The organism is Rhizobium sp. N621 (assembly GCF_001664325.1).
In the GTDB taxonomy this organism is placed as follows: Bacteria; Pseudomonadota; Alphaproteobacteria; order Rhizobiales; family Rhizobiaceae; genus Rhizobium; species Rhizobium esperanzae.
Map to the genome: position 1 here is coordinate 3,326,687 of NZ_CP013495.1, position 18,854 is coordinate 3,345,540.

The 18,854-nt window shown below is 57.2% G+C and carries 18 protein-coding genes and 1 tRNA gene; 11 read left to right on the forward strand and 8 right to left on the reverse strand.

The features are described 5' to 3' along the window. Positions 1 to 188: 188 nt before the first annotated feature. From AMK00_RS16160 to AMK00_RS16170, 3 genes are all read left to right on the forward strand, one after another. A tRNA-Arg gene (locus AMK00_RS16160) sits at positions 189 to 265 on the forward strand. A gap of 1,392 nt (positions 266 to 1,657) precedes the next feature. After that, positions 1,658 to 2,713, forward strand: a complete 1,056-nt coding sequence (locus AMK00_RS16165) for a dsDNA nuclease domain-containing protein (RefSeq protein ID WP_167377200.1) — start codon at positions 1,658 to 1,660, stop codon at positions 2,711 to 2,713. 51 nt (positions 2,714 to 2,764) lie between these two features. Next, a complete protein-coding gene (locus tag AMK00_RS16170; RefSeq protein WP_064811056.1) occupies positions 2,765 to 4,459 on the forward strand; it encodes an AAA family ATPase in 1,695 nt (564 codons plus the stop codon). A 364-nt stretch (positions 4,460 to 4,823) separates the two neighbouring features. Here AMK00_RS16170 and AMK00_RS16175 read toward each other — a convergent pair whose 3' ends face one another. Both AMK00_RS16175 and AMK00_RS16180 read right to left on the reverse strand, forming a co-directional pair. After that, positions 4,824 to 5,594: a hypothetical protein gene (locus tag AMK00_RS16175; protein ID WP_064811057.1), complete on the reverse strand. Its 771-nt coding sequence runs from the start codon at positions 5,592 to 5,594 to the stop codon at positions 4,824 to 4,826. Positions 5,595 to 5,665: 71 nt separating this feature from the next. After that, entirely contained in the window at positions 5,666 to 5,914 is a 249-nt protein-coding gene (locus AMK00_RS16180) for a hypothetical protein (protein WP_064811058.1), read from the reverse strand. Between the two features lie 226 nt (positions 5,915 to 6,140). On the opposite strand from AMK00_RS16180, the gene AMK00_RS16185 reads away from it, so the two are divergent. The 3 genes from AMK00_RS16185 (at position 6,141) to AMK00_RS16195 (ending at position 9,673) form a co-directional block, all read left to right on the forward strand. Beyond that, positions 6,141 to 7,202 carry a serine hydrolase domain-containing protein gene (locus AMK00_RS16185; RefSeq protein WP_082240322.1) on the forward strand — a complete coding sequence of 354 codons (1,062 nt, stop codon included), beginning with the start codon at positions 6,141 to 6,143 and terminating at the stop codon, positions 7,200 to 7,202. Between the two features lie 68 nt (positions 7,203 to 7,270). Continuing rightward, positions 7,271 to 7,756, forward strand: coding sequence for a GNAT family N-acetyltransferase (locus AMK00_RS16190; RefSeq protein WP_237352965.1), 486 nt, complete (start codon positions 7,271 to 7,273; stop codon positions 7,754 to 7,756). A gap of 258 nt (positions 7,757 to 8,014) precedes the next feature. After that, complete coding sequence (locus tag AMK00_RS16195) at positions 8,015 to 9,673, forward strand: flagellin N-terminal helical domain-containing protein (RefSeq protein ID WP_167377201.1); 1,659 nt, start codon at positions 8,015 to 8,017, stop codon at positions 9,671 to 9,673. 7 nt (positions 9,674 to 9,680) lie between these two features. Here the strand turns inward: AMK00_RS16195 and AMK00_RS16200 are convergent, their stop codons facing one another. Further along, entirely contained in the window at positions 9,681 to 10,253 is a 573-nt protein-coding gene (locus AMK00_RS16200) for a recombinase family protein (RefSeq protein ID WP_064811061.1), read from the reverse strand. A 256-nt stretch (positions 10,254 to 10,509) separates the two neighbouring features. Here AMK00_RS16200 and AMK00_RS16205 point away from each other — a divergent pair, with 256 nt between their 5' ends. Then, the gene (locus AMK00_RS16205) at positions 10,510 to 11,157 is read left to right on the forward strand and encodes a response regulator transcription factor (RefSeq protein ID WP_064813940.1); all 648 of its coding nucleotides are present in this window, start codon (positions 10,510 to 10,512) and stop codon (positions 11,155 to 11,157) included. Between the two features lie 24 nt (positions 11,158 to 11,181). Here AMK00_RS16205 and AMK00_RS32595 read toward each other — a convergent pair whose 3' ends face one another. Beyond that, a complete protein-coding gene (locus AMK00_RS32595) occupies positions 11,182 to 11,325 on the reverse strand; it encodes a hypothetical protein (protein WP_167377202.1) in 144 nt (47 codons plus the stop codon). Further along, the gene (locus AMK00_RS16210; RefSeq protein ID WP_064811063.1) at positions 11,325 to 12,002 is read right to left on the reverse strand and encodes a hypothetical protein; all 678 of its coding nucleotides are present in this window, start codon (positions 12,000 to 12,002) and stop codon (positions 11,325 to 11,327) included. Before AMK00_RS16210 ends, AMK00_RS32595 begins: the two co-directional genes overlap by 1 nt. A 525-nt stretch (positions 12,003 to 12,527) precedes the next feature. On the opposite strand from AMK00_RS16210, the gene AMK00_RS16215 reads away from it, so the two are divergent. Both AMK00_RS16215 and AMK00_RS16220 read left to right on the forward strand, forming a co-directional pair. After that, positions 12,528 to 13,010, forward strand: a complete 483-nt coding sequence (locus AMK00_RS16215) for a hypothetical protein (RefSeq protein WP_064813942.1) — start codon at positions 12,528 to 12,530, stop codon at positions 13,008 to 13,010. Beyond that, on the forward strand, positions 13,007 to 13,699 hold the full coding sequence (locus AMK00_RS16220; protein ID WP_064811065.1) for a hypothetical protein: 693 nt from the start codon (positions 13,007 to 13,009) through the stop codon (positions 13,697 to 13,699). The genes AMK00_RS16215 and AMK00_RS16220 overlap by 4 nt, the downstream gene beginning before the upstream one ends. Positions 13,700 to 13,708: 9 nt before the next feature. Here AMK00_RS16220 and AMK00_RS16225 read toward each other — a convergent pair whose 3' ends face one another. After that, positions 13,709 to 14,362, reverse strand: coding sequence for a GNAT family N-acetyltransferase (locus AMK00_RS16225; RefSeq protein WP_064811066.1), 654 nt, complete (start codon positions 14,360 to 14,362; stop codon positions 13,709 to 13,711). Positions 14,363 to 14,503: 141 nt separating this feature from the next. Between AMK00_RS16225 and AMK00_RS16230 the strand changes: the two genes are divergently transcribed. Continuing rightward, positions 14,504 to 14,986, forward strand: coding sequence for an N-acetyltransferase (locus AMK00_RS16230; RefSeq protein ID WP_123876217.1), 483 nt, complete (start codon positions 14,504 to 14,506; stop codon positions 14,984 to 14,986). Between the two features lie 145 nt (positions 14,987 to 15,131). On the opposite strand, the gene AMK00_RS16235 is transcribed toward AMK00_RS16230, so the two are convergent. Beyond that, positions 15,132 to 15,731 (reverse strand): pyridoxamine 5'-phosphate oxidase family protein, encoded by a 600-nt coding sequence (locus AMK00_RS16235; RefSeq protein WP_064811068.1) that lies wholly within the window; start codon positions 15,729 to 15,731, stop codon positions 15,132 to 15,134. 205 nt (positions 15,732 to 15,936) lie between these two features. Between AMK00_RS16235 and AMK00_RS16240 the strand changes: the two genes are divergently transcribed. Next, positions 15,937 to 16,821, forward strand: coding sequence for a hypothetical protein (locus AMK00_RS16240; RefSeq protein WP_064811069.1), 885 nt, complete (start codon positions 15,937 to 15,939; stop codon positions 16,819 to 16,821). Positions 16,822 to 16,882: 61 nt separating this feature from the next. Here AMK00_RS16240 and AMK00_RS16245 read toward each other — a convergent pair whose 3' ends face one another. Further along, a complete protein-coding gene (locus AMK00_RS16245; RefSeq protein WP_064811070.1) occupies positions 16,883 to 18,802 on the reverse strand; it encodes an AAA family ATPase in 1,920 nt (639 codons plus the stop codon). Positions 18,803 to 18,854: the final 52 nt, after the last annotated feature.

Here is an 18,854-nt window from a genome sequence, read left to right on the forward strand (position 1 = left end):
CTCATCGCCCGACGACCGCTCCGCCGCCCGCAAGGCCGGCGGAGTTTTATACGCATCGAGAGGCTGACGCAGAAAAACACGTGCCAAACCGCAAGCATCGGTAATTCTGAGAATTTCGCGATTGAAGCCGGCCGCAAGCTAGGCTAAGAACCACCCATCGGACAGGCGATTCAAACCGCCTTCGGCATGCACCCGTAGCTCAGCTGGATAGAGTGTTGGATTCCGATTCCAAAGGTCACAGGTTCGAATCCTGTCGGGTGCGCCATACAAATTTAGAGCGGCACATGAGACCGGACTACTTACGCTATTTCCGGACGCATGACACCACAAGAGCGGACTGAAATCCGAAATATCCATTCGAATCAGGATAGAGCTCGCTTCTGCCGGCCGAAAGCCGAGATGCGGCGAAGGCTATAGCGCGACGCGACTTTCGGCACGGCAAAAACTGAAATCGCCAACTTGCTAGGCCGTGATCCGCCATGTTTCGGCCTTCCGATCGGCTGGTATTATTTTCTTTGATTGTCGTCCAAAGTTCAGTCACTCTCATGCCGTGCGTCTGTGAGAGTGCGGGGATCAAATGCGCGCGATTTCGATTTTGCTTTTTGGAATGCTTCTTGTTGCCTGCAATGGAAGCTCATCTGGGCAATGGCGTCATGTCTCGTCCACAGAACAAGGGCAACTTGAGAAAGCCAAAGCGATCTGTCGTGGCCGCGCCTCAGAAACTCAGGTGGCTGCAGGAAGACTTTGGATCCTTGGCGCAGTAGAGTCCGACAGTACCTTTAAGGGATGTATGGCTGAGCATGGCTACGTCCAATAACCATAAGGCTCGATCATGGTGTGGCATGCATTGCCAATCCTGGTCTGTGTCGTCACATAAGCGGGAACTGACACCACCGCTTCGCGGATTCTCGACCCCATAAGTGCGAACTGGACCGCCCGAAACGGCGGCGACAGCCGACAATCTGATCGGAGACCAGCTCGCGACAGAGTGGCGAGGCGTCATGCAAGCGAGAAGCACGGCGTAGGCGCGCCGCATCCGGCGACGTCCGTCGTGCCAGACATCGGTCACAAAGACGCCTTGCGTTTTGAATCCTCCGGCCTCCCGGGTTCCAATTGTTGACATCGAGCCGCTTCACGTCTGAAAGCGGTCAAAAACGGTGTCAAAAGGAACTCTCAAAGGTGCCTTTCGAGATTATGCTAAACGAACGATTAACCCCAAAAATGCGGTTAATAGCGGGATCTGCGTACGTATATCGTCCAACCACCGAGCTTCTTGGCGGATATTCGTATTAGAGCTTGCGTACATTGGCCAAAATTCGAAAGTAATATGACATATAAATTCGTTGTTGGAGATATATATTCCGGATATACGAGGTTAATACTTTCACTGCGCCCGCCCATCAATGAATTCGGCAACGTGTCCTTCGGCCGCTTCCGACAGCGCCCTTGAACGACACAGGACCCAATCCTGATAGCGAGGAATATTCGAATCCTTCGCCCCCTCTCCAACGGTCACGAATGGATGCCGTGAATCCTCGCTCGATCTTTGGAAAAGCCGATGGAAACGCATCCGGCTTCAGACCTGACATCTCCCATTTATCCGCAATCTAATATACAACCCAAGCGGTATGCATTGATTCGCCCGCTAGGGAACGCGATGAGCCTGACTGAAGATCTGACGCGCGTACCGGAGCGAGAGACAGGCGGGAAGACAGCCCAGGAGCGCCTCGACTATCAGACGGCCTGGGGCCTGCTCAAGTTGCTAGAGCTTCACGAGACGGGCCGCAGCTACGCGGTGGCGTTCGAATTTCACGACGATATCGCAGAACTCGATGACATACTTGCCCCCCAGGTCATCAACTTCTATCAGGTAAAAACCACCAAGGCTGGAGCGTGGAGCCTTGCCCAGATTGCTCAACTCAGAGGGAAGACGCAGGGATCGAAGTCATCGTACGCTGGCAGGATGTTCGACAATCTGATCAGGTTTGGGAATGGTGTAAACAAAGTCTCCTTTGTGACCAATCGACCGCTTACCGACTATCCCACTGCGGTCGGCGAGGTAGCGATGTCCGGAGCGAATGCAAAAAAGCTGGCAAAATTCGTCAGCGCACTCAAACTCGAGTGTCCGAGGTTCGACGAAGACGTGCACCTCCCCTCATACACCTTCCTGGAGTGCGGGCTTGACCTGCAGAGTTTCGAAGAGACCCTTCTTGGCGCAACGACACTGTTTCTCGAGCGAACGATTGGGGGCGGCGATCACGCGAGAATTTTTCATCTCATGCTATCGGAGGAATGCCGCCGAAAATCGAGAAGGCTCTCCGACCTGGCGAGCCTCGACGGGCTTCTTCAATCGAAGTTCTTGACGCGCGCCGACATTGACAGCCGACTGGCGTCATTCGAACGACGGCGTGACAACAGGCCTGCGTGGTCTTCTGTCTCCGGCCATCTTGGCCTGCCATGGCGCGATGAAATGGCGCTCGAGAGAGCTTGGAGGGCTTACGAAACGCGCAGGCTCGCGAGAGTGAATGCGTCCATGTTTGCGTTCGAGGAGAAGTTGCAGAATGCGGTTGCGTCTACCGTATATTCAGCCGAGACTTTGATGAAGGGGGTGGACGCGGTTCTCGCAAGGGCCAGGCCCTTGGTAGCAGAAGCGTTCGGACCCGTTGACGACGATTTCGTGAAAGCGGCGATCCTCTACGAGTACCAACGATGAATGAAACCGATAAATTCAAGCTCCTCATTCGGAACCTAAGAAAAAGAAACCATGAAAAGCTTGCGCTTCAAAAGGATCGAGTTGCTGTCCCTGTCGGAGGAGAAGGGAAGGATATTCGAGTTCCATCCCCGTCTGACGGTGATAACGGGCCCAAACGACGTCGGTAAATCGTCGCTGATAAAGAGCCTATATTGGGCGTTCGGCGCGGCTCCGAAGTCGATCCACCGAAAGTGGCGAGAAGCCAACGTCAAGGTGAAGGTGGACTTCACGATCGACGAGACGCCATATTCGATCGTTCGAAGCAAGGACACCTATGGCGTCTTTACGAGTAGTGGCGCCCTTTTGTTTGCGACCGCTGCAGTCACATCTGAGCTCGGACCTTACATCGCATCGCTGCTTGACTTCGGTCTCGTGCTTTCCAATAGAGATCGCCAGCCCGAAATTCCGCCCCCGGCGTTTGCATTCCTTCCGTTTTACGTCAACCAGGAAGGCGGGTGGGAAAGGCCTTTCAATTCCTTCGATTACCTCGGCCAGTACCAGGACTGGAGACGCTCGGTCATCGACTATCACTCCGGCATTCTTGGCAACGACTATTACAAGGCCGCAGCCGACAAACGCCTGATCGCGAACGAGAGGGAAGAAACCCAACGAGATCGCAAGGCAATCGGCAAGGCCGCGGAAAAGCTGCGAATGCAGGTCGAGGCGTCCGGACTCGAACTGTCGATCCAAGGGCACGAGGATTCCGTCGAGAATCTACTCGTGCGCCTAAAAGACCTCAGGGACACGCGTCTCAAGCGGGCAGCCGCTCTAGCTGACGTGCTTGATAGGCGTCAATTGCTTGATGACCAGATCTCTATCGTGAAGAAGGCAGCCGACGAACTCCGCGAGGATGCCTCGTTCGCGGCAAACCTCGAGGTCGACCAAGTGATGTGCCCCACGTGCGGCACGATGCATGCGAACGACTTTTCCACGCGCTTCGGCATCCTAGACGACAGGGAAGCTTGCTTTGAGTTTCTCTCCGATGGCTGGGACAAACTGCACAAGTTAGCGGACGACGCCAAAAGGGCCGAAGCCGAGTTGCGGGAGACCGATGCAAACATTGCCGAGATCGAAGCTCTTCTCGACACCAAACGAGGTGACGTTACTCTGCGGGAAGTAATCGACGCGGCTGGCAAGCAGACCGCTGCAAAGGTTTTCGATGAACAGGTCGGCGAATTGGATCGTCGGATCGGGGAAATGATCGCCGAGGAAAGGGCGATCGACGAGCGCCTCGCGGGTCTCAAGGATCCAGCGCTGCGCCGGAAGATCGAGTTGTTCTATGCGGAACTGATGCTGAGACACTTGAGGACGTTGGACGTCTCCAATATCGACCATGACGAAGCGGCAAAGCTTGACGGCCGGATCGTCGAGACCGGTAGCGACCAACCGCGCGCAGTCCTTGCGTACTTCATGGCCTTCGTCAGGACTGTACAGCAATTCGAGGGTTCGTTCCTTGCACCGCTGGTAATCGATAGCCCCAACCAGCAGGATCAGGATCCTGTCAATGTCAGGGCCATGATCGACCTAATCATCGCCGAGCGCCCGAGCGACGCCCAAGTGATCCTCGCGACCGTTTCGATGCATGGTGCTTCGGTCAGCGACGGCCAAGCCATTCAACTGACCGAGAAGTCGTCGCTACTCCGAGAAAGTGACTACGAGGCCGTACGGTCGTCCATGGAGCCTTATCTCGAACAGATCGTGCGATAGTTCGCAATTGTCGCTGGCGAACGATTGTGGCTTGTTTGCCAGAAATGCCGGGGACATTTCCCAGACACCTAGGGCGCCCGGAGAGCGATTGAGGCGATCGACAAGCACGAGGTTTCGAGTGAGTTGGTCCGGTAGTTTCCGCACGCTGCCCCATTGACTTGACGAAGCGAAGCACGACTCCATTAACTTCAGTTATGAAGTCGCTCTCTCCGCCTCCCACTGAAGTCGATCCCGATGTTTCTGCGGATGCTAAGAGGCTCTGGAGGACGCCGTGCTCAATTTCTGGAAGTGTTCACAGGAAACGGGAAGTTCATCGAACTGATCGATAGGGTAGTCGCTAATCGCCTTGAGGCGGTGGGATAGCCTACGGTTGAGGCCCACGCTCCGACAGCCTTCTCACTGCCCACTCGAGAGCAAGCCTGCGCTCATTAGACGTCCGCGTTTTGGCTTCGCTCGTTCGGCCACCAGCGGGGTGATAGGTATATACCGCGATAGTGTCTCCAAGGAACGGCGCGGTCATGTGGCCTGTCACGTCCCCGGCGCCATCGATCTGATGGTATATGACGTCCGGCCGCTTATGATCAGTTCCATAGAGGTGTCCTGCGACCCAACGCATACGTCCCGTGAAATGCACGATAACATCGGGTTTAGCATACTCGATCTCAGCCCTCGCCATGGCTCTTTGCCATCGAATGATTTCCATTCTCGCCTCTGCTGCAAGACCTTCAATGCTGACGCTTCCTCCCTTGCCGTCATACAGCTGGACTTTGCTGATGTTCGTCCAAGCTGCCGCGCGTCGAGAAGTCAGCCCAAATGCTGTGCACACCTCATCGTAACCTCGCCAAAACGGTCCCGTAGAGTAATGCTTGTTGTAATCGAACGAGATGAAATCCTTTCGTTGTCTTTCCAGCAGGCTGTCTACCCCTTCAACCGCCGTGTTCGCCAGTGGAACCTCTATGCCAGCGGTTTCCTGGCCCACCACCATGACCCGAACTGGCGCGCTCCTATATTGTTCAGTCAGGAAAAGGATCTGAGGTTCGGACAGAGCGCCGACGGTTTCCGGCGATAGCCCATTGAGGCCAAGCATCTTCTCGACCTCGGCAAGATACGCAGCCGACTGCATCTCAACAATCATCCCTGTTTCCTTCCTTGAAGGCGGTGGTCAGCGAGTGACGGCGATAGTGAGGGTCACTCATGACGCGGGTGTCATTGGACAGGCCCCATTCCGAAATCACCTCCCGATAGCTTCCTGCAGCGATGATCAATTGGTCGGCGAGGAAGAATCAATCCATCTTCTTCCGACCAATTAACGCGGCCGCAATGGCCGTCATCGAGCGTCTTGAAGCCGCCATATGCTGGTATGACCGCCACCGGCCTCTTGAAACCAATGATTTCAGAGAAGTCCGCACCGACGAACCAGAACAGGCCGATCTCCGCCTTTGTCTTGTTTTTCACTTGCCCCTCCTTCGCTTTGAACTGGCGATGAAACCTTCGAGGAGGCACTTTTCGATTTTTATCGGGAGATTTTTATTGCCGGGGGGCGAAAATGGAAGCCTATCTCGAGCATGCGCGTAACGTGCCCGACGATGCTTCCGCGCTGAAATCAAGTTTTGCTGCCTTGTTGAATGCGCGCTCGATTGTAGCTTGAGGCTGGAAATCGCTTAAATGGAGGGCGCGATTTATGGGCATGACGCAGAATGCTTCGGATAGCGAGGTCCCGCAGTCGGTAGGCTTCGATTCGGCCCTTCGCCGTAAGTTCGCGGCTGGCATCGAATCCGGCCTGCTGCGCGATCTGCATGTCGTGCTTGCCGCTCGTTCCCAGCAGGTCTTCATGGAGTATTACGGCGTAGGTTCCGATGAAAATTGGGGAGATCCACTCGGCGACGTCGCCTTCGATGCGGATACGCTGCACGATCTGCGTTCGGTCACCAAGAGCATTGCCGGTCTTCTTTATGGGATCGCGCTCGACAGAGGGTTGGTGCCGCCAACGGATGCATCCCTCTATGAGCAGTTCCCGGAATATGACGATCTCGCCCGAGATCCCGCACGCGCCGGGATCACCATTGACCACGCCCTGACGATGACGCTGGGGATGGAGTGGGATGAGGATCGCCCCTATACCGACCCGCTAAACAGCGAAATTGCGATGGAGAATGCGCCGGACCGATATCGTTTCGTCTTGGAGCGTTCGGTGATCGCCGAGCCGGGAACGCGTTGGATTTACTCCGGCGGCAGCGTTGCGCTTGTGGGGGCGATCATCGAGCGCGGCACGGGCAAGCGCCTGCCCGATTTCGCACGAGAGGTTCTTTTCGAGCCGCTCGACATTGCGAAGTTCAACTGGTCGGCCGGCCATGACGGCGTGGCGTCAGCGGCGTCCGGGCTACGCCTCACTGCCCCCGATTTGCTGAAGATCGGCATGCTGTTCCTCCAGAAGGGCGTGTGGAACGGCCAGGGGATCGTCTCGGAGGAGTGGATCGCACAATCCCTCGCGCCGGCGATTTCGACCGGGGACGGTTTGAGTTATGGCAGATTATGGTTTTGTGGCGATGCGCCGGTGCCGGCGTTTGATGCCCCGCGCCCGTGGTATGCGGGCTTCGGAAACGGTGGTCAAAGGCTCTGGCTGATGCCCGATGCGGGGATAGCCGCCGTTATCTATTCCGGCAAATACAATGCATGGGATGCCTGGATAACGCCGACGCGTGTCTGGCGCGAGATCATTCTCGCCAACTTCCTGAAGGCGTGAGAATGGCGCCGCCAAAAGACGAGTTTCCCACACTTGTGACTGACCGGCTGCGGCTTCGCGAAGCGCGCATGGATGATTGCGACGATTTCCATGCCTTAATTTCGATTCCGGAGGTCACACGGTTCTCGAACTGGGTCGATGCGCCGAAGAAGGCGCAGATCGAGCGCTCGCTTCGATGGATGTGCAAAATCTTCCCGAAGGGTGCGGGCTGTACATGGATCATTGAGGATGGGGCTTCCGGCCATTTGCTCGGTGCCATCCGCTTCAACAGTATCGACCGGCGCGCCAGTTGTGCCGAGCTCGGGTATGAACTGCATCCCTCGGCTTGGGGCAAAGGGCTCATGAGTGAAGCGGCAAAGGCTGTCGTCCAATGCGGCTTCGACGTTTTTTCCCTCAATCGCATTGAGGCCTGGACGCTGCCGGGAAACACCGCCTCCGATCGGGTCCTTGAAAAGACGGGATTTCAATATGAAGGCACGCTCAGGCAGAAGGCGCGGTTCAAAGATGCCTTCCACGACTTTCGCATGTTCGGCTGTTTGGCCGGCGATCGGTAGAGATCGCCCTGCGCGGGGGTTGAGTTTGCTTCCTCCGGCTATCAAGTGCACGGTCACAGGAAACAATTTCTGCTTGAGCGAATTTTCCGCGGCTGCATTTAAATCGGGTAGTTCCCCCATGCAATTCTGCCAGATTCATTAACGTCGTCCAGACATGTTCTGACGGCGGAGTTCCCGCGGCCCGGTACATGACGACCGACTAAAATCGATCCATTTTTAGCGGTGGTCATGACAAGTATCCTGACGAACACAAGTGCAATGAACGCCGTAGCCCTGATGAGGGCGTCGGCCAAAGATCTGACCCGCTACCAGAACCAGGCATCCAGCGGGTTGCGCATCGGTTCCGCGTCTGACAATGCCGCATACTGGTCCATCTCGACGACGATGAAGTCCGATGCGAAAGCCATCGGCGCCGCAAAGGATGCGATAGCACTCGGCTCCGCTAAGACCGACACGGCATATGCCGGGATTGAGTCCGCCATTTCCATCGTCAGCGAGTTCAAGGCGAAGCTGGTCGCGGCAACGGAAGCCGGGGTCGACAAGTCCAAGGTCCAGGGCGAACTCGACCAACTCGCGCAGCAAGCCGTCTCAATCTCCAGTTCGGCAAGCTTCAACGGCCAGAACTGGCTGTCGACAGACATTGCTGATATCTACGACACCGCTCAGACTTCCACGAGCGTTGTATCTGGGTTTGTCCGCGACGATACCGGCGTGCGGGTGACGACCGTTCCGATCGATCTCTCGAAGATCTCTCTCTTCAACACGACGGGCGGCGGCGCCCTGCAGAAGGACGACAGGAGTACAGGTACAATCGGCGGCCTGCGCTACACCGACGCGTTCACGTACGGCGGCGGCTCGATCCAGAAGTTCACGTTCAACGGCCCTCTGGTCTTCACCGACAACACGACGGCGATCACCTTCGACATGGTGCTCGACGCCGACGACCCATCCACGACTGCGTCGCCGGGTTCTGGAACGGCGGTCAGCGTCACGATCAACCGCTCGCTCGTCGACCAAGTCTACCCGTCGCTGAACGGTGTCATCTCCACCCGCGACCAGTTCGCCGGGGTGATGCGCGCGGCCCTGGCCCCCGTCGGAGCACAGTTCTCCACGGTGAGCGGAACGACTGACGGCTACGCGCTTCTTTCGGCCGAGACTTCGGGCCTTCCCGGGTCTTCGATCCAGGTGACGAGCGTCAATTCGACGCTTGCAAGCGGGAGTACGGGCGGACTCACCACGACGGGAACCGACTACGGCGACCGTCCGAAACTTATCAGCTTCTTCGACGGCCCATTCAACGTACACACCTCGGCGGTTCTCTACCTTCCCGTCACCGTCAACGGAACGTCGACGACCGTGTCGATCAACCGCCAGGACGTCGACAACGCGCTCGGAACAGCAGATGGTGTCATCTCGTCGGCAGACGATCTCGTGACGGTGCTGAACGCGGCGATGACCGCCCAGAACGTTGGCGTGAAAGCCTCGAACCAGGGAACCCACATTCTCTACGAGATCGACGACACCGTGCACCCCGAAGCGGGAAGCAAGACATCCTTCGGCATCGGCCCGGCCTCCGACAATCTGGGGGTGCTTCCTGACTTCAACCTCCTCGACGTCGACATCACGTCCAGCTCCGCGAACCTCGACTACTACCTGAGCGGCGTCGAGTCGATGCTCGGCAAGTTGACGACCGCAGGATCCACCCTCGGATCGCTCCAGAAACGCAACAGCATTCAGGACCAGTTTGCGAGCAACCTGCTCGACAGTATCAATTCCGGTGTTTCGAGGCTCATCGATGCCGACATGGAAGAGGTGTCGGCGAAGCTTGCGGCCGAGCAGGTAAGGCAGCAGCTTGTCCTGAACTCGCTCGCCATCGCGAACAGCTCACCCCAGACAGTTCTCAGCCTGTTCCAGTAGAGTGTCATCAAGGGGCCTGCGCCAATTCCAGACGTTCAATCCCACGGAGCACGGTTCTGGGGTGGACATCGTATCGATGAGCGAGATCCCGGATTGACGTTCCCGAATCCACTGCTTCGCGGATTTCGTAGCACTGCGCCGAGCTCAATGCCGGACGCCTCCCGGGATGTTTACCGCGAGCCTTCGCCGCCTGGATGCCCGCGATGGTCCTCTCTCGGATCAGGGATTTCTCGAACTCAGCAAGAGCCGCCAGAATGTAAAAGATCAGCTTTCCACCCGCTGATGACGTATCGATGTTTTCCGTCAGGGATTGGAATTCTATTCCCCGCCGCTTCAGATCATCGATCACGGAAATCAGGTGGCGGATCGACCTACCCAATCGATCCAGCCTCCAGACGACCAGAACGTCACCTTTCCGAAGTGACTTCATCATGGAGGACAGCCCGCATCTCGTGTCTCGGCTTCCGGAAACACCATGATCCTCGAAAATCTTCGCACAGCCTGCGCTTAGGAGAGCATTTCTCTGCAAATCCAGATGCTGGTCCACCGTCGACACTCGCGCGTATCCAATCCTTGTCATGAGTCCTTCCAAATCCGTCTTGCGCCCCCAGATCGGCTTGACAGAAACGAACGGATTCGCAGGGCAAGCATCTGGGAAAACTGAAAAATCATTATCGGCAACAATGACAACGGGTTACGCATGAAACAAAACGGCTTCCTGTGACGTGACAAATCCGTTCGTTTCTGTCGTCAAAAGAAGGATTCCGTACTGCGGATCCTGCCTGGGCCCTGCAATGAAGCCGCGGGCGACGTTCAAGCAGATTTCCCGATTGCTCATGGATTCCTGGATTTCCGGTCCCGACGGCCTTGGAAGCCCGGAGGACATCTACGCCGCGGTCCTTGGCATGCTGCGGCCCAGCATGATCTTGCTCGTTGTGGACACCGGGTCGAGGAGTACACCGGACTTCCGCATCGACATCATCAAAAACTACAGTCTGCCGTCGGGGTTTGCCGATATCGGACTATTGGAGCAGTCACAGTCATTCGCCGATTTCCCAGATCAGAAATATCTCCATGAAATCATGGCTCCGGCCTATATCACTGCCGTCGAGCGACAACGCCCGTCAATCGGAAACGTCGTGGCACGAATCCTCGGCATGCATGCGGCTTATCAGCGGATCGTCCTGCCGCAGAAGAACTCGTTAGGTTGGAGTACATGGTGCATCGGTCTTGTCGACGTACACTTCCTGTTGCCTGCAGGATCGAGGGCGGAGGGAACGGACGATGTCGACCTCGGCATCGTTCAATTGCTCGGCGAAGGCGCCTCCATAAGGGAAATCGCCGAGGCCGTGAGCTTGTCGCCGCGGACGGTCGAGCACAGGATCGAACGGCTGAAGTCCGCCTTCGGCGCTAGGAACATCGCGCACCTCCTGGCGATGTGGATCTCGGCGGGCATTGCTGGTGTCGGCAAGCGGGACGAATGACCCTGCCGCCGCGAAAGCTTCCGATCATCCCAGAACTATGCGAACAATGGCGATTATCGAGCCCACCGCCACGTAGAGCAGTGGCAAAACTACCGCAGCGACCAAGGCGGCGCCGACAACAAGGCTCATGGCCTTCTTTCTTTTGTGGTCGGCCTCATCGATACGCATCAGAACACCTTCATTTCCCGGCCGTCGTACATTTCCTCACTGATCTTCGTGCTCTTTAGCTTCTTGTGGACTAGCTGCGTCGAGCTACGAACACGTCCGGCGCCGGACATGCTGAACAGAGCAATGGCCATCAGGACAGCGGGGATCAGCGCGATCTTCGCGCATGTCCAGAATGGGTAGTGCGCCCAGATGAGCGGCGACGCGAGAGTTACGGTCACGAAGCTGACGACATACGTCGCCCCGACAGCAAAACCTCGATAGAGGTTCACAAGAACGGACATGGTGAACGACAAAGGCGAATACATGTTCGTGCCGCGCGCCTGACTTTGCGTGGCAACGAGAAAATTGTCGTTGCTGGATCCGTTCCAGCGGGAAACGAAAAAGAACTTGCATTCGTTGCCGATCGCGACCTCGGAGCGAACGGCAACGTTCGTGACGACATGCTCCACCTTGAAGATGTCCTTGTCCGTCTCGATGACGATGTATGCGTATTTTACGAGATTTTCGTGTTTCTCGTTCAGCCCCTGCGATGCCTGGGTTCCTGTTTCCTTGACCGTTCCTTCGACAATCCGAACGTTCTTCGGGAACTCCTCCGGCTTCGAAAGAGCCTGTGGTCCTGGGAAAGCTGGGGCAAGCCTGAGCTTGTCTGAATCTTCCTTGAACTGTTTAAGATTCATGACGCCCTCCGCCGGATAGGATGTGCGGCGCTGACTTCATTCCGCGGTAGCCGGGACGCTTCGGCCGACCATGAATTCCATCCGTGTTGAACAGGCATTTTACCCCCTGCTTTCTGCAAAGGGACGGTGCCATCGTCAGATTAATGGGAACGCCAATATCGGATGGGGAAACTACCCGATTTCAGGAGAGGCAAGCAGATTTCGGCCTGCGCCGCCGACATTCTTGAGAGGCACACCCGAGCGGCCTTTACGTCCCCGAAAGCGTGATTATTGCAATCGTCTCCAAGGACGATGCAGGCAAGCTTGCTTTAATCACGACTGTATAAGTTCAGCGATATTTAGCGGCTGAACCTCATCGGTCGGCAATTCTTGTGGGGCGAAATGATATCCAAGCATCTAATGATCGCGGTCAATTGGTATGGTCCTTACCGAGGCCTCGATGACGCGAGGGCGGCTGCTCGCCGCGACTATGGCGATGGACTCTACATGTGCATTGGCAAGCGTCCGTATCAACGGAAGGTGAGCATGCAGTACATCGGGATCGGCAGCAATGTACATACTCGGATGCAGGAAGGGCATCATAAGCTCAGAGAGGTCACACAAGAGCGCGTAATCTGGCTTGGTGAGATCGCAACAGCCGAACCCTCCGGCAAGCGCCTGAAGGCAACAAAGACCACGCTGGATTTCGCGGAGTGGCTTCATGCCCGCTTCATGCAGCTTCCCCTCAACGAAATGAAAACGAAAGCCCTTCCTTCAAGAAGTGTCACCGTCCTGAACCGCTGGTTTAAGACCGACTACGCAACACTCCGAAAGAACCGCCCGCATCCCGATTGGCCGGACCTGATCGACTATCCGGATTACGATCTGCCCGCGCGAATGATCTGGTTTGGCGGGCGCCAGCAATACTTCCATGCTCCCGACTACGCGCGACCGGATCCAGCAGTTCGTCCTTCGAGACGTGTTCGCGCTGCGATCGAGGCGGCCGAAGAAGAGAATGCCGCCGAATGACCGCTCAATGGGTCGACACCGAAACCGACGAAGAGGCCCGTTCGCTCGACCGCGGGATGTGGGAAGTAGTCGGTCGGCATAAGCCGGACGGAAGCTTTGTTGCACAGGCAACAGGTCCGGCACCTGAGAATGGTGAGTTCTGGGCAGACGCCCTTGATCGCATCAAGGACGATCCTGACCAACGTTATGCTATGGCCCGCCGCCACCTGCCGCTCCCGGCAGCGTGGCGGGAGATGGCGATTGCTCTCCGGACTAAGATCAGGAAGGCACGGAAGGAGAAAACGGACTACGAGGATCTGCTCAGGGAACTGCACCACCTTGCGGCAATGTGGAGCTACACGGATTACGGCTACATAGGGCGCATCCCTTACGCCCGGCTTGCATCCCTTGATCTGGCCTATCATCGAATAGGCAACGAACGCTTGCCCCTTCTCGGGGCAACAGATCGCAAGTGGATGAAGGAACTCTGGGGAGAACCGTCCAACCACTCTACCGCCTCGGAGCTGTATGAAGACATGCTGGCCGCCGATATCGAGCGGATCAAGGCCGACAGGAAGCGGGAGGACGACGAGCGGATGGACTTGCTGTTCGGCGAACTCAGCTCGAACACCAGGGTCGAGAGCCGTCCAGACCCGCAGCCCTACACTCCGAAGCGCCGCGGCCTGCTCGGATGGCTGTTCGGCCGATGAAGCGGCTGTTTAGTCGTTCTTGTCTACCGCAGTCGTCTCCCTGACATCCAGATCGAGAAAGCTTTCGTCCTTCTCGTTGATAACAGGATCCTGCCAGGCAGCGACGAGCCATCCTTCGTGCTTCTTCGAAATTGACCGGAAGCGCAGTTGCTTCTCCGACCGATAATAGGCGCCAAGCTTCTGATTGCCGCCATCATCGAGATCATCAGGATGCGCTTTCACCATCACCAGAAGCCCAGGACGACTGAGGACGTGCTGGGCTTCTCGGAACAGCCTGAGAGCGATGCCGTGCCCTCGCAATGACGGGTTCACCCATAGCCGTTCCAGATAGGCGACCGACTGAAGTTCATCGAGATCGGCATCCTTCTTCAGCGCCTTTGCGACGAGGTCACGATCATCGACGAGGATCTGATAAGCGACCATTGCATGATGGCTCCGCTCATCGAAGACGTCGAAGTAGCCTTCGTCCTCATCCGGGAGGTATCCCGGCTGGTACAGAAAACCCTTGAGATGGGCAAGCGATGGACCACCGATGTCCTCATCGGGCGGATACCTTCTCAGAACGACCGAGAAATCGAGAACCTCAGGCCACTCGGGGTGTTTGCTGAAGATGGTCTCGACCTTCAGGAAGCTATCGTCGTCAGGGACTTCCACATTATCCATCTCGCTGTCGATGCTCCTGCTGACGGTTGCTCGCGGCGGCACCTTTCCACGTTGCAAAATATCGATCAAGACATCTTAAAAGCGTGAGATGTCGACCACATCTGTACGCCACCTTGAACGTGGAGGAATACGATGCCCGCAATGACTGACCCGATGACGGCTTTGATTTCGTTTCAGCAGGAGCTGAAGCGAGGAAGCATAGATCTTCAGCGCTGCGAGACCGATCCCAACCTCTTTGTCCACGTCGATCGGCCCGCCGGAACCCCTCGCTTCACATATGTTAAGCTGGACGGCAAGACGGTCACCGCAATGGCGATATTCGCGGTGGTCGAACCCATCGACCGGATCAGATGCTTCCATCTCGGCTATGCGGTGCCGGAGAAGCTTCGCGGGCAGGGAAAAGGCAAGGACATCGTTGCCGCCTCAATCAAGGAGTTGGTCAACGGCTTCAGCCGGACACCTATAACGACGTTCTACATCGAGGCGATTATCGGAGCCGACAACGACGCTTCGCATAAGATCGCTTCAAAGGTTCTGTCGGGAATGCCAACGCCGGTCACTGACGAGGTTTCCGGTCTTCCTGCGTTTCAATATCTGAAGAAGATCAATACAAGAGCCGCCTGACAGCGGTGAAACGAAACTCCGGGAGGACGGATCTTTCACCGCTGTCCCGGAGTCCTTGGGGCGCTCTCACGGCCGTCCAGCTAGTTAGCTGACCCGGTAGTCGTGATTTCATGGAGAGAACGCGTACCGAGCCCGAAGCGTGAAATCAAGGCGAAATCCGGATGCCATGCCATTTCGGTCGCCGATCTCGATAGAAGGCGTATCTCAGATGCTCTGCACTCGAGACGTCCAGCCATTCGACACTGGTCACTGAGATCGAAACCAGCGCGAAGCGTTCGTACGGTTCCTTGGGACTTCCGCCGTCATCCTCCCAACTCATCGGGGCGCCGTTGGCGGAATATAGGGCGATACCGGGAGGTAAGTCCGCTTCGAACTGTTTGCGGGTATGCGGCTTCAGCCGTTCCCACATCGCACGCCGGGCATCCTCGTCTTCCACGATCGCTGCGGTGCCTGCGAGCTTGATCTGAACGCGGCTCTCAAGCTCGTATGCAATCGCGGAGACTCGAGGGTCGCGGCGGATATCTTTGATCTTCGTCGACCGGATGTCAGTGATGAAGGAGACCGTGGCCTCGTCGAAGCTGGCCTCCCGTCCAATGACTGTCCGTAACCCGGGAGAGCCTGTGCTGCTTACCGTGGCAAGGTGGACGGCAGCGGACGGCGCCGAGCCATCTGCCATCGAACGAAGACGATCCCATATGAAGTCGAGGTATCGAAGACCTTCCATCGCGGCGCTTCGGTTGCTCATGCGTCATGCCAGACCTAATCCTCTTCGGTCAATGATACGCGGTCTTGGCCAACCCGTGGAATTGCATGGGCCGACGCCATGAGGGCCGAATCAAGCCTGCCGTCGATCGGACCATACGAAGTGGACACCTTCTCTGTTCCAGGGTGAAGTAGACAAAGGGTCTAGTCGCGGACTATATGCGGACTACTGGAAGGAGAATGACTGGATGGAAGTTGCAGAAGCAGTGGCCGGAAACGAAAAAGGATCGGCACCCGTAGGCCCGATCCTCATATCAGTGTCTGAGGCAGATGTATCTGGCGCGAACCAGACAGGGAAGGTGCCCCTCAGCGCATGTTCTACGTATATAGCGGCCGATCGCTGGATTCAAGACGGAAAATTGCTGGCCGATAAAACTATCGTCACGCTCAATGCAACCGTCAGCACGCCCCGGATTTCCCGATATGCCACCATTGCCGGAAGCGACAAGCGGCTCGCGCTTCGTCTACATACTTGGAATGCGGCCGTAGCGGCTTCCATTCTCCCTACCCTGCACATCGCCGAAGTGGCAATCAGAAACTTTGCGCTGCAGCGCATTCGGGCCTTTTACAAGACTCCGAAGTGGTATGAATCCCCGGCGCTTATCCGAAAGCTGGGCGGCGCAAACTCTCAGATGGCACTTACACTGGATCGCGCCTATCAAGACGAGGTCAAGGCTGGCAAGAGCGGCGACCTGTCGAACTACATCACAAGCGAGCTTCCTTTCGGCTTCTGGGTCAACGTCTTCACCTCGAGGTTCGCCAACGAGCTTTGGAGCCGTCCTCTCCACACCTACAGCACTAGCTTCCCGCGCGGCGCCACGCTGCAGACGATCCACGATGGCGTTGACGACGTGCGGGCCTTCCGAAACAATGTGGCCCACCACAAGAACATCATTTGCAAGCCCGTCGAAGAGAATTTCCAGCGGACGCTTGAGGTGCTCTCGTGGTTTTGCAAACAAAGCAGCGAGTTTGCCCGGCAATCGTCATCTTTTCCGGCGGTGTGGGCCTGTTGCCCAGTCGATCCGAGCCTCCTAAAGCCCGCTCCCAAGGAGAAGCCCGCAGCCTCGAACTAGGCAGCGGGCCTGCGGGCCAACCATATGGACGGCGCTGATCGGGCAATTGGCGCAATAACCGCTAGCCGTAGCCTCTCGAAACTGCAACGCAGTCGTCGCCGTCGGTATCAAGCGCATCCACCACTTCACGGCCTGCCAATTCGCCCCGCTCTGCAAGTTCGTCAACGAGCCTGAGGCACGCTTCTCGATGCCGTTCGAGGATCATCATCGCGCGGTCGAGCTGGCTCAGCAGAATGGCATCGACCTGCGCCATGAGGGATGCATCGAGCGATTTGATCTCGCTGGCAATCCTGTCGTCGATCGGACCATAGGAAGCGAGCTTCTGGCCCATACCGAAGGATCGCTCCAGGGCAATGGCTGTCTTCGTGGCTTCGTGAAGGTCGGATCCGGCCCCACCGGAGGAGCCATCGTCCCAGCAACCAAGGAACAGCTGTTCCGCGGCCATGCCTGAGACCGTCATTGCGATGATATCGAGATAGTGTTCCTTCGTACGCCGTGCCCACGGGTCTCGCTTGAACACCGCCCTCCCGACCGACTGATGCTGTGGTGCGAGCCTGAGTGTCTTCGAGATGGAAACCTTTTCGAGGTTCATACCGAGAACGGCGCCCACCACTGAGTGACCGATCTCGTGGATGGAATTCACGCGAACGACCTGCGGCGGAATGATCACGATCGGAGGAACGTGGCGGAACACGTCCCCTCCCGAAAGCTTCTGGCGACGCCTGCGCGCGGTGCGTCTGGCTTCCCTCACGATCTGCTCGATCCCGGCGCCCGTCATGCCTTCGGTGGCTTCTGCGAACGCCCGGTGCTCGTCATCCGTGAAAGCACCACGCAGATGCATGCGGAAGATACCCGCGCGTGCTTCGAGATCCGGCAGCGGAATGCGCACGTGCCGATCAAGCCGTCCGGGCCTGGTGATCGCAGCATCGATCCAGTCCGGATGGTTGCACGCGCCAACCACGACGACGCCCTCCCTGCCCTCAAGACCATCGAGCTGCTCCAAGAGGCCATTGATGGCCTTGATGTCGTAGCTCGCATTGTCGCTGCTTCCCGTGGAGGCTCGATCACCGAAGGCATCGAGTTCATCGATGAAGAGGATCGACGGCGCTTTCTTCTTCGCCTCCACAAAGCTCGCCTGCATCGCTTTCAGAAAATCCCCGAGATGACCGCGGGCTTGCCATTTGGCATAAGAAGCTGAAACCAGCTCCATGTTGCACGTCGCTGCCAGAGCGCGTGAGAAGATGGTCTTCCCGACACCCGGCGGTCCGGAAAGCAGGATACCCTTGTCAACCTCCTCCCAGGAGATCGTGCCGATACGCCAGTCGGCAATATCGCGAGCAAGATCCAGCCCCCAATCCTTCGCCTCGCCATAGCCCGACATGTCCTCCAAGGCGGCTTCAAGCACGTTGGCGACGGAAGTTCTGACGGAGCTGCCTTGAGATGCCTCTTCGGCCGCGCGAAGGGCTTCGATCTTTTGGAGCATCGTCAGCACTCGCGACATGGGTCGACCGCGCATTACTGCGAGTTTCAGACGACGCCAGTTGCTGCGGGCAAGGACTCCCGCCTCTTCTGGCGAGATGTCGATGTGGTAGACCCATTTAACGACGCCGCTCACCTGTCTGGTCGTCGGCGCGTCCACGCGCACGACGGCATCGAACGCAATGCGGATTTCGTCAGGGATGTCCTCCTCGTCCCTGTAGAGGATGATGGTCTTCTTGTTTCCGAGTTCGTCGAGGATCGTGTCGTAAGTCTCTTCCTTCGCATCGCCGATGTAGACGCGATCCGAAATTCGGAAGTCGGCGAGAGGATTCAGATAGGCGGCCGCCGCCCTGAGGTATGTGCCCTTCTCCTCCCACTTCGAAAGCACGAGGGCGATGGCGAAGCGGTCGGCGCGGTCATAGGCGCGGATGGCGCGGCTGATGCCGCCATAGGCGATGTATTCCGGCAGGCTGAATCCCTGCCGAGTGCGAGAAATCTTCATTTCATGTGTTCCCGGAAATAGCTGGATGATGACGTTGAATCCTGCGCGTCAG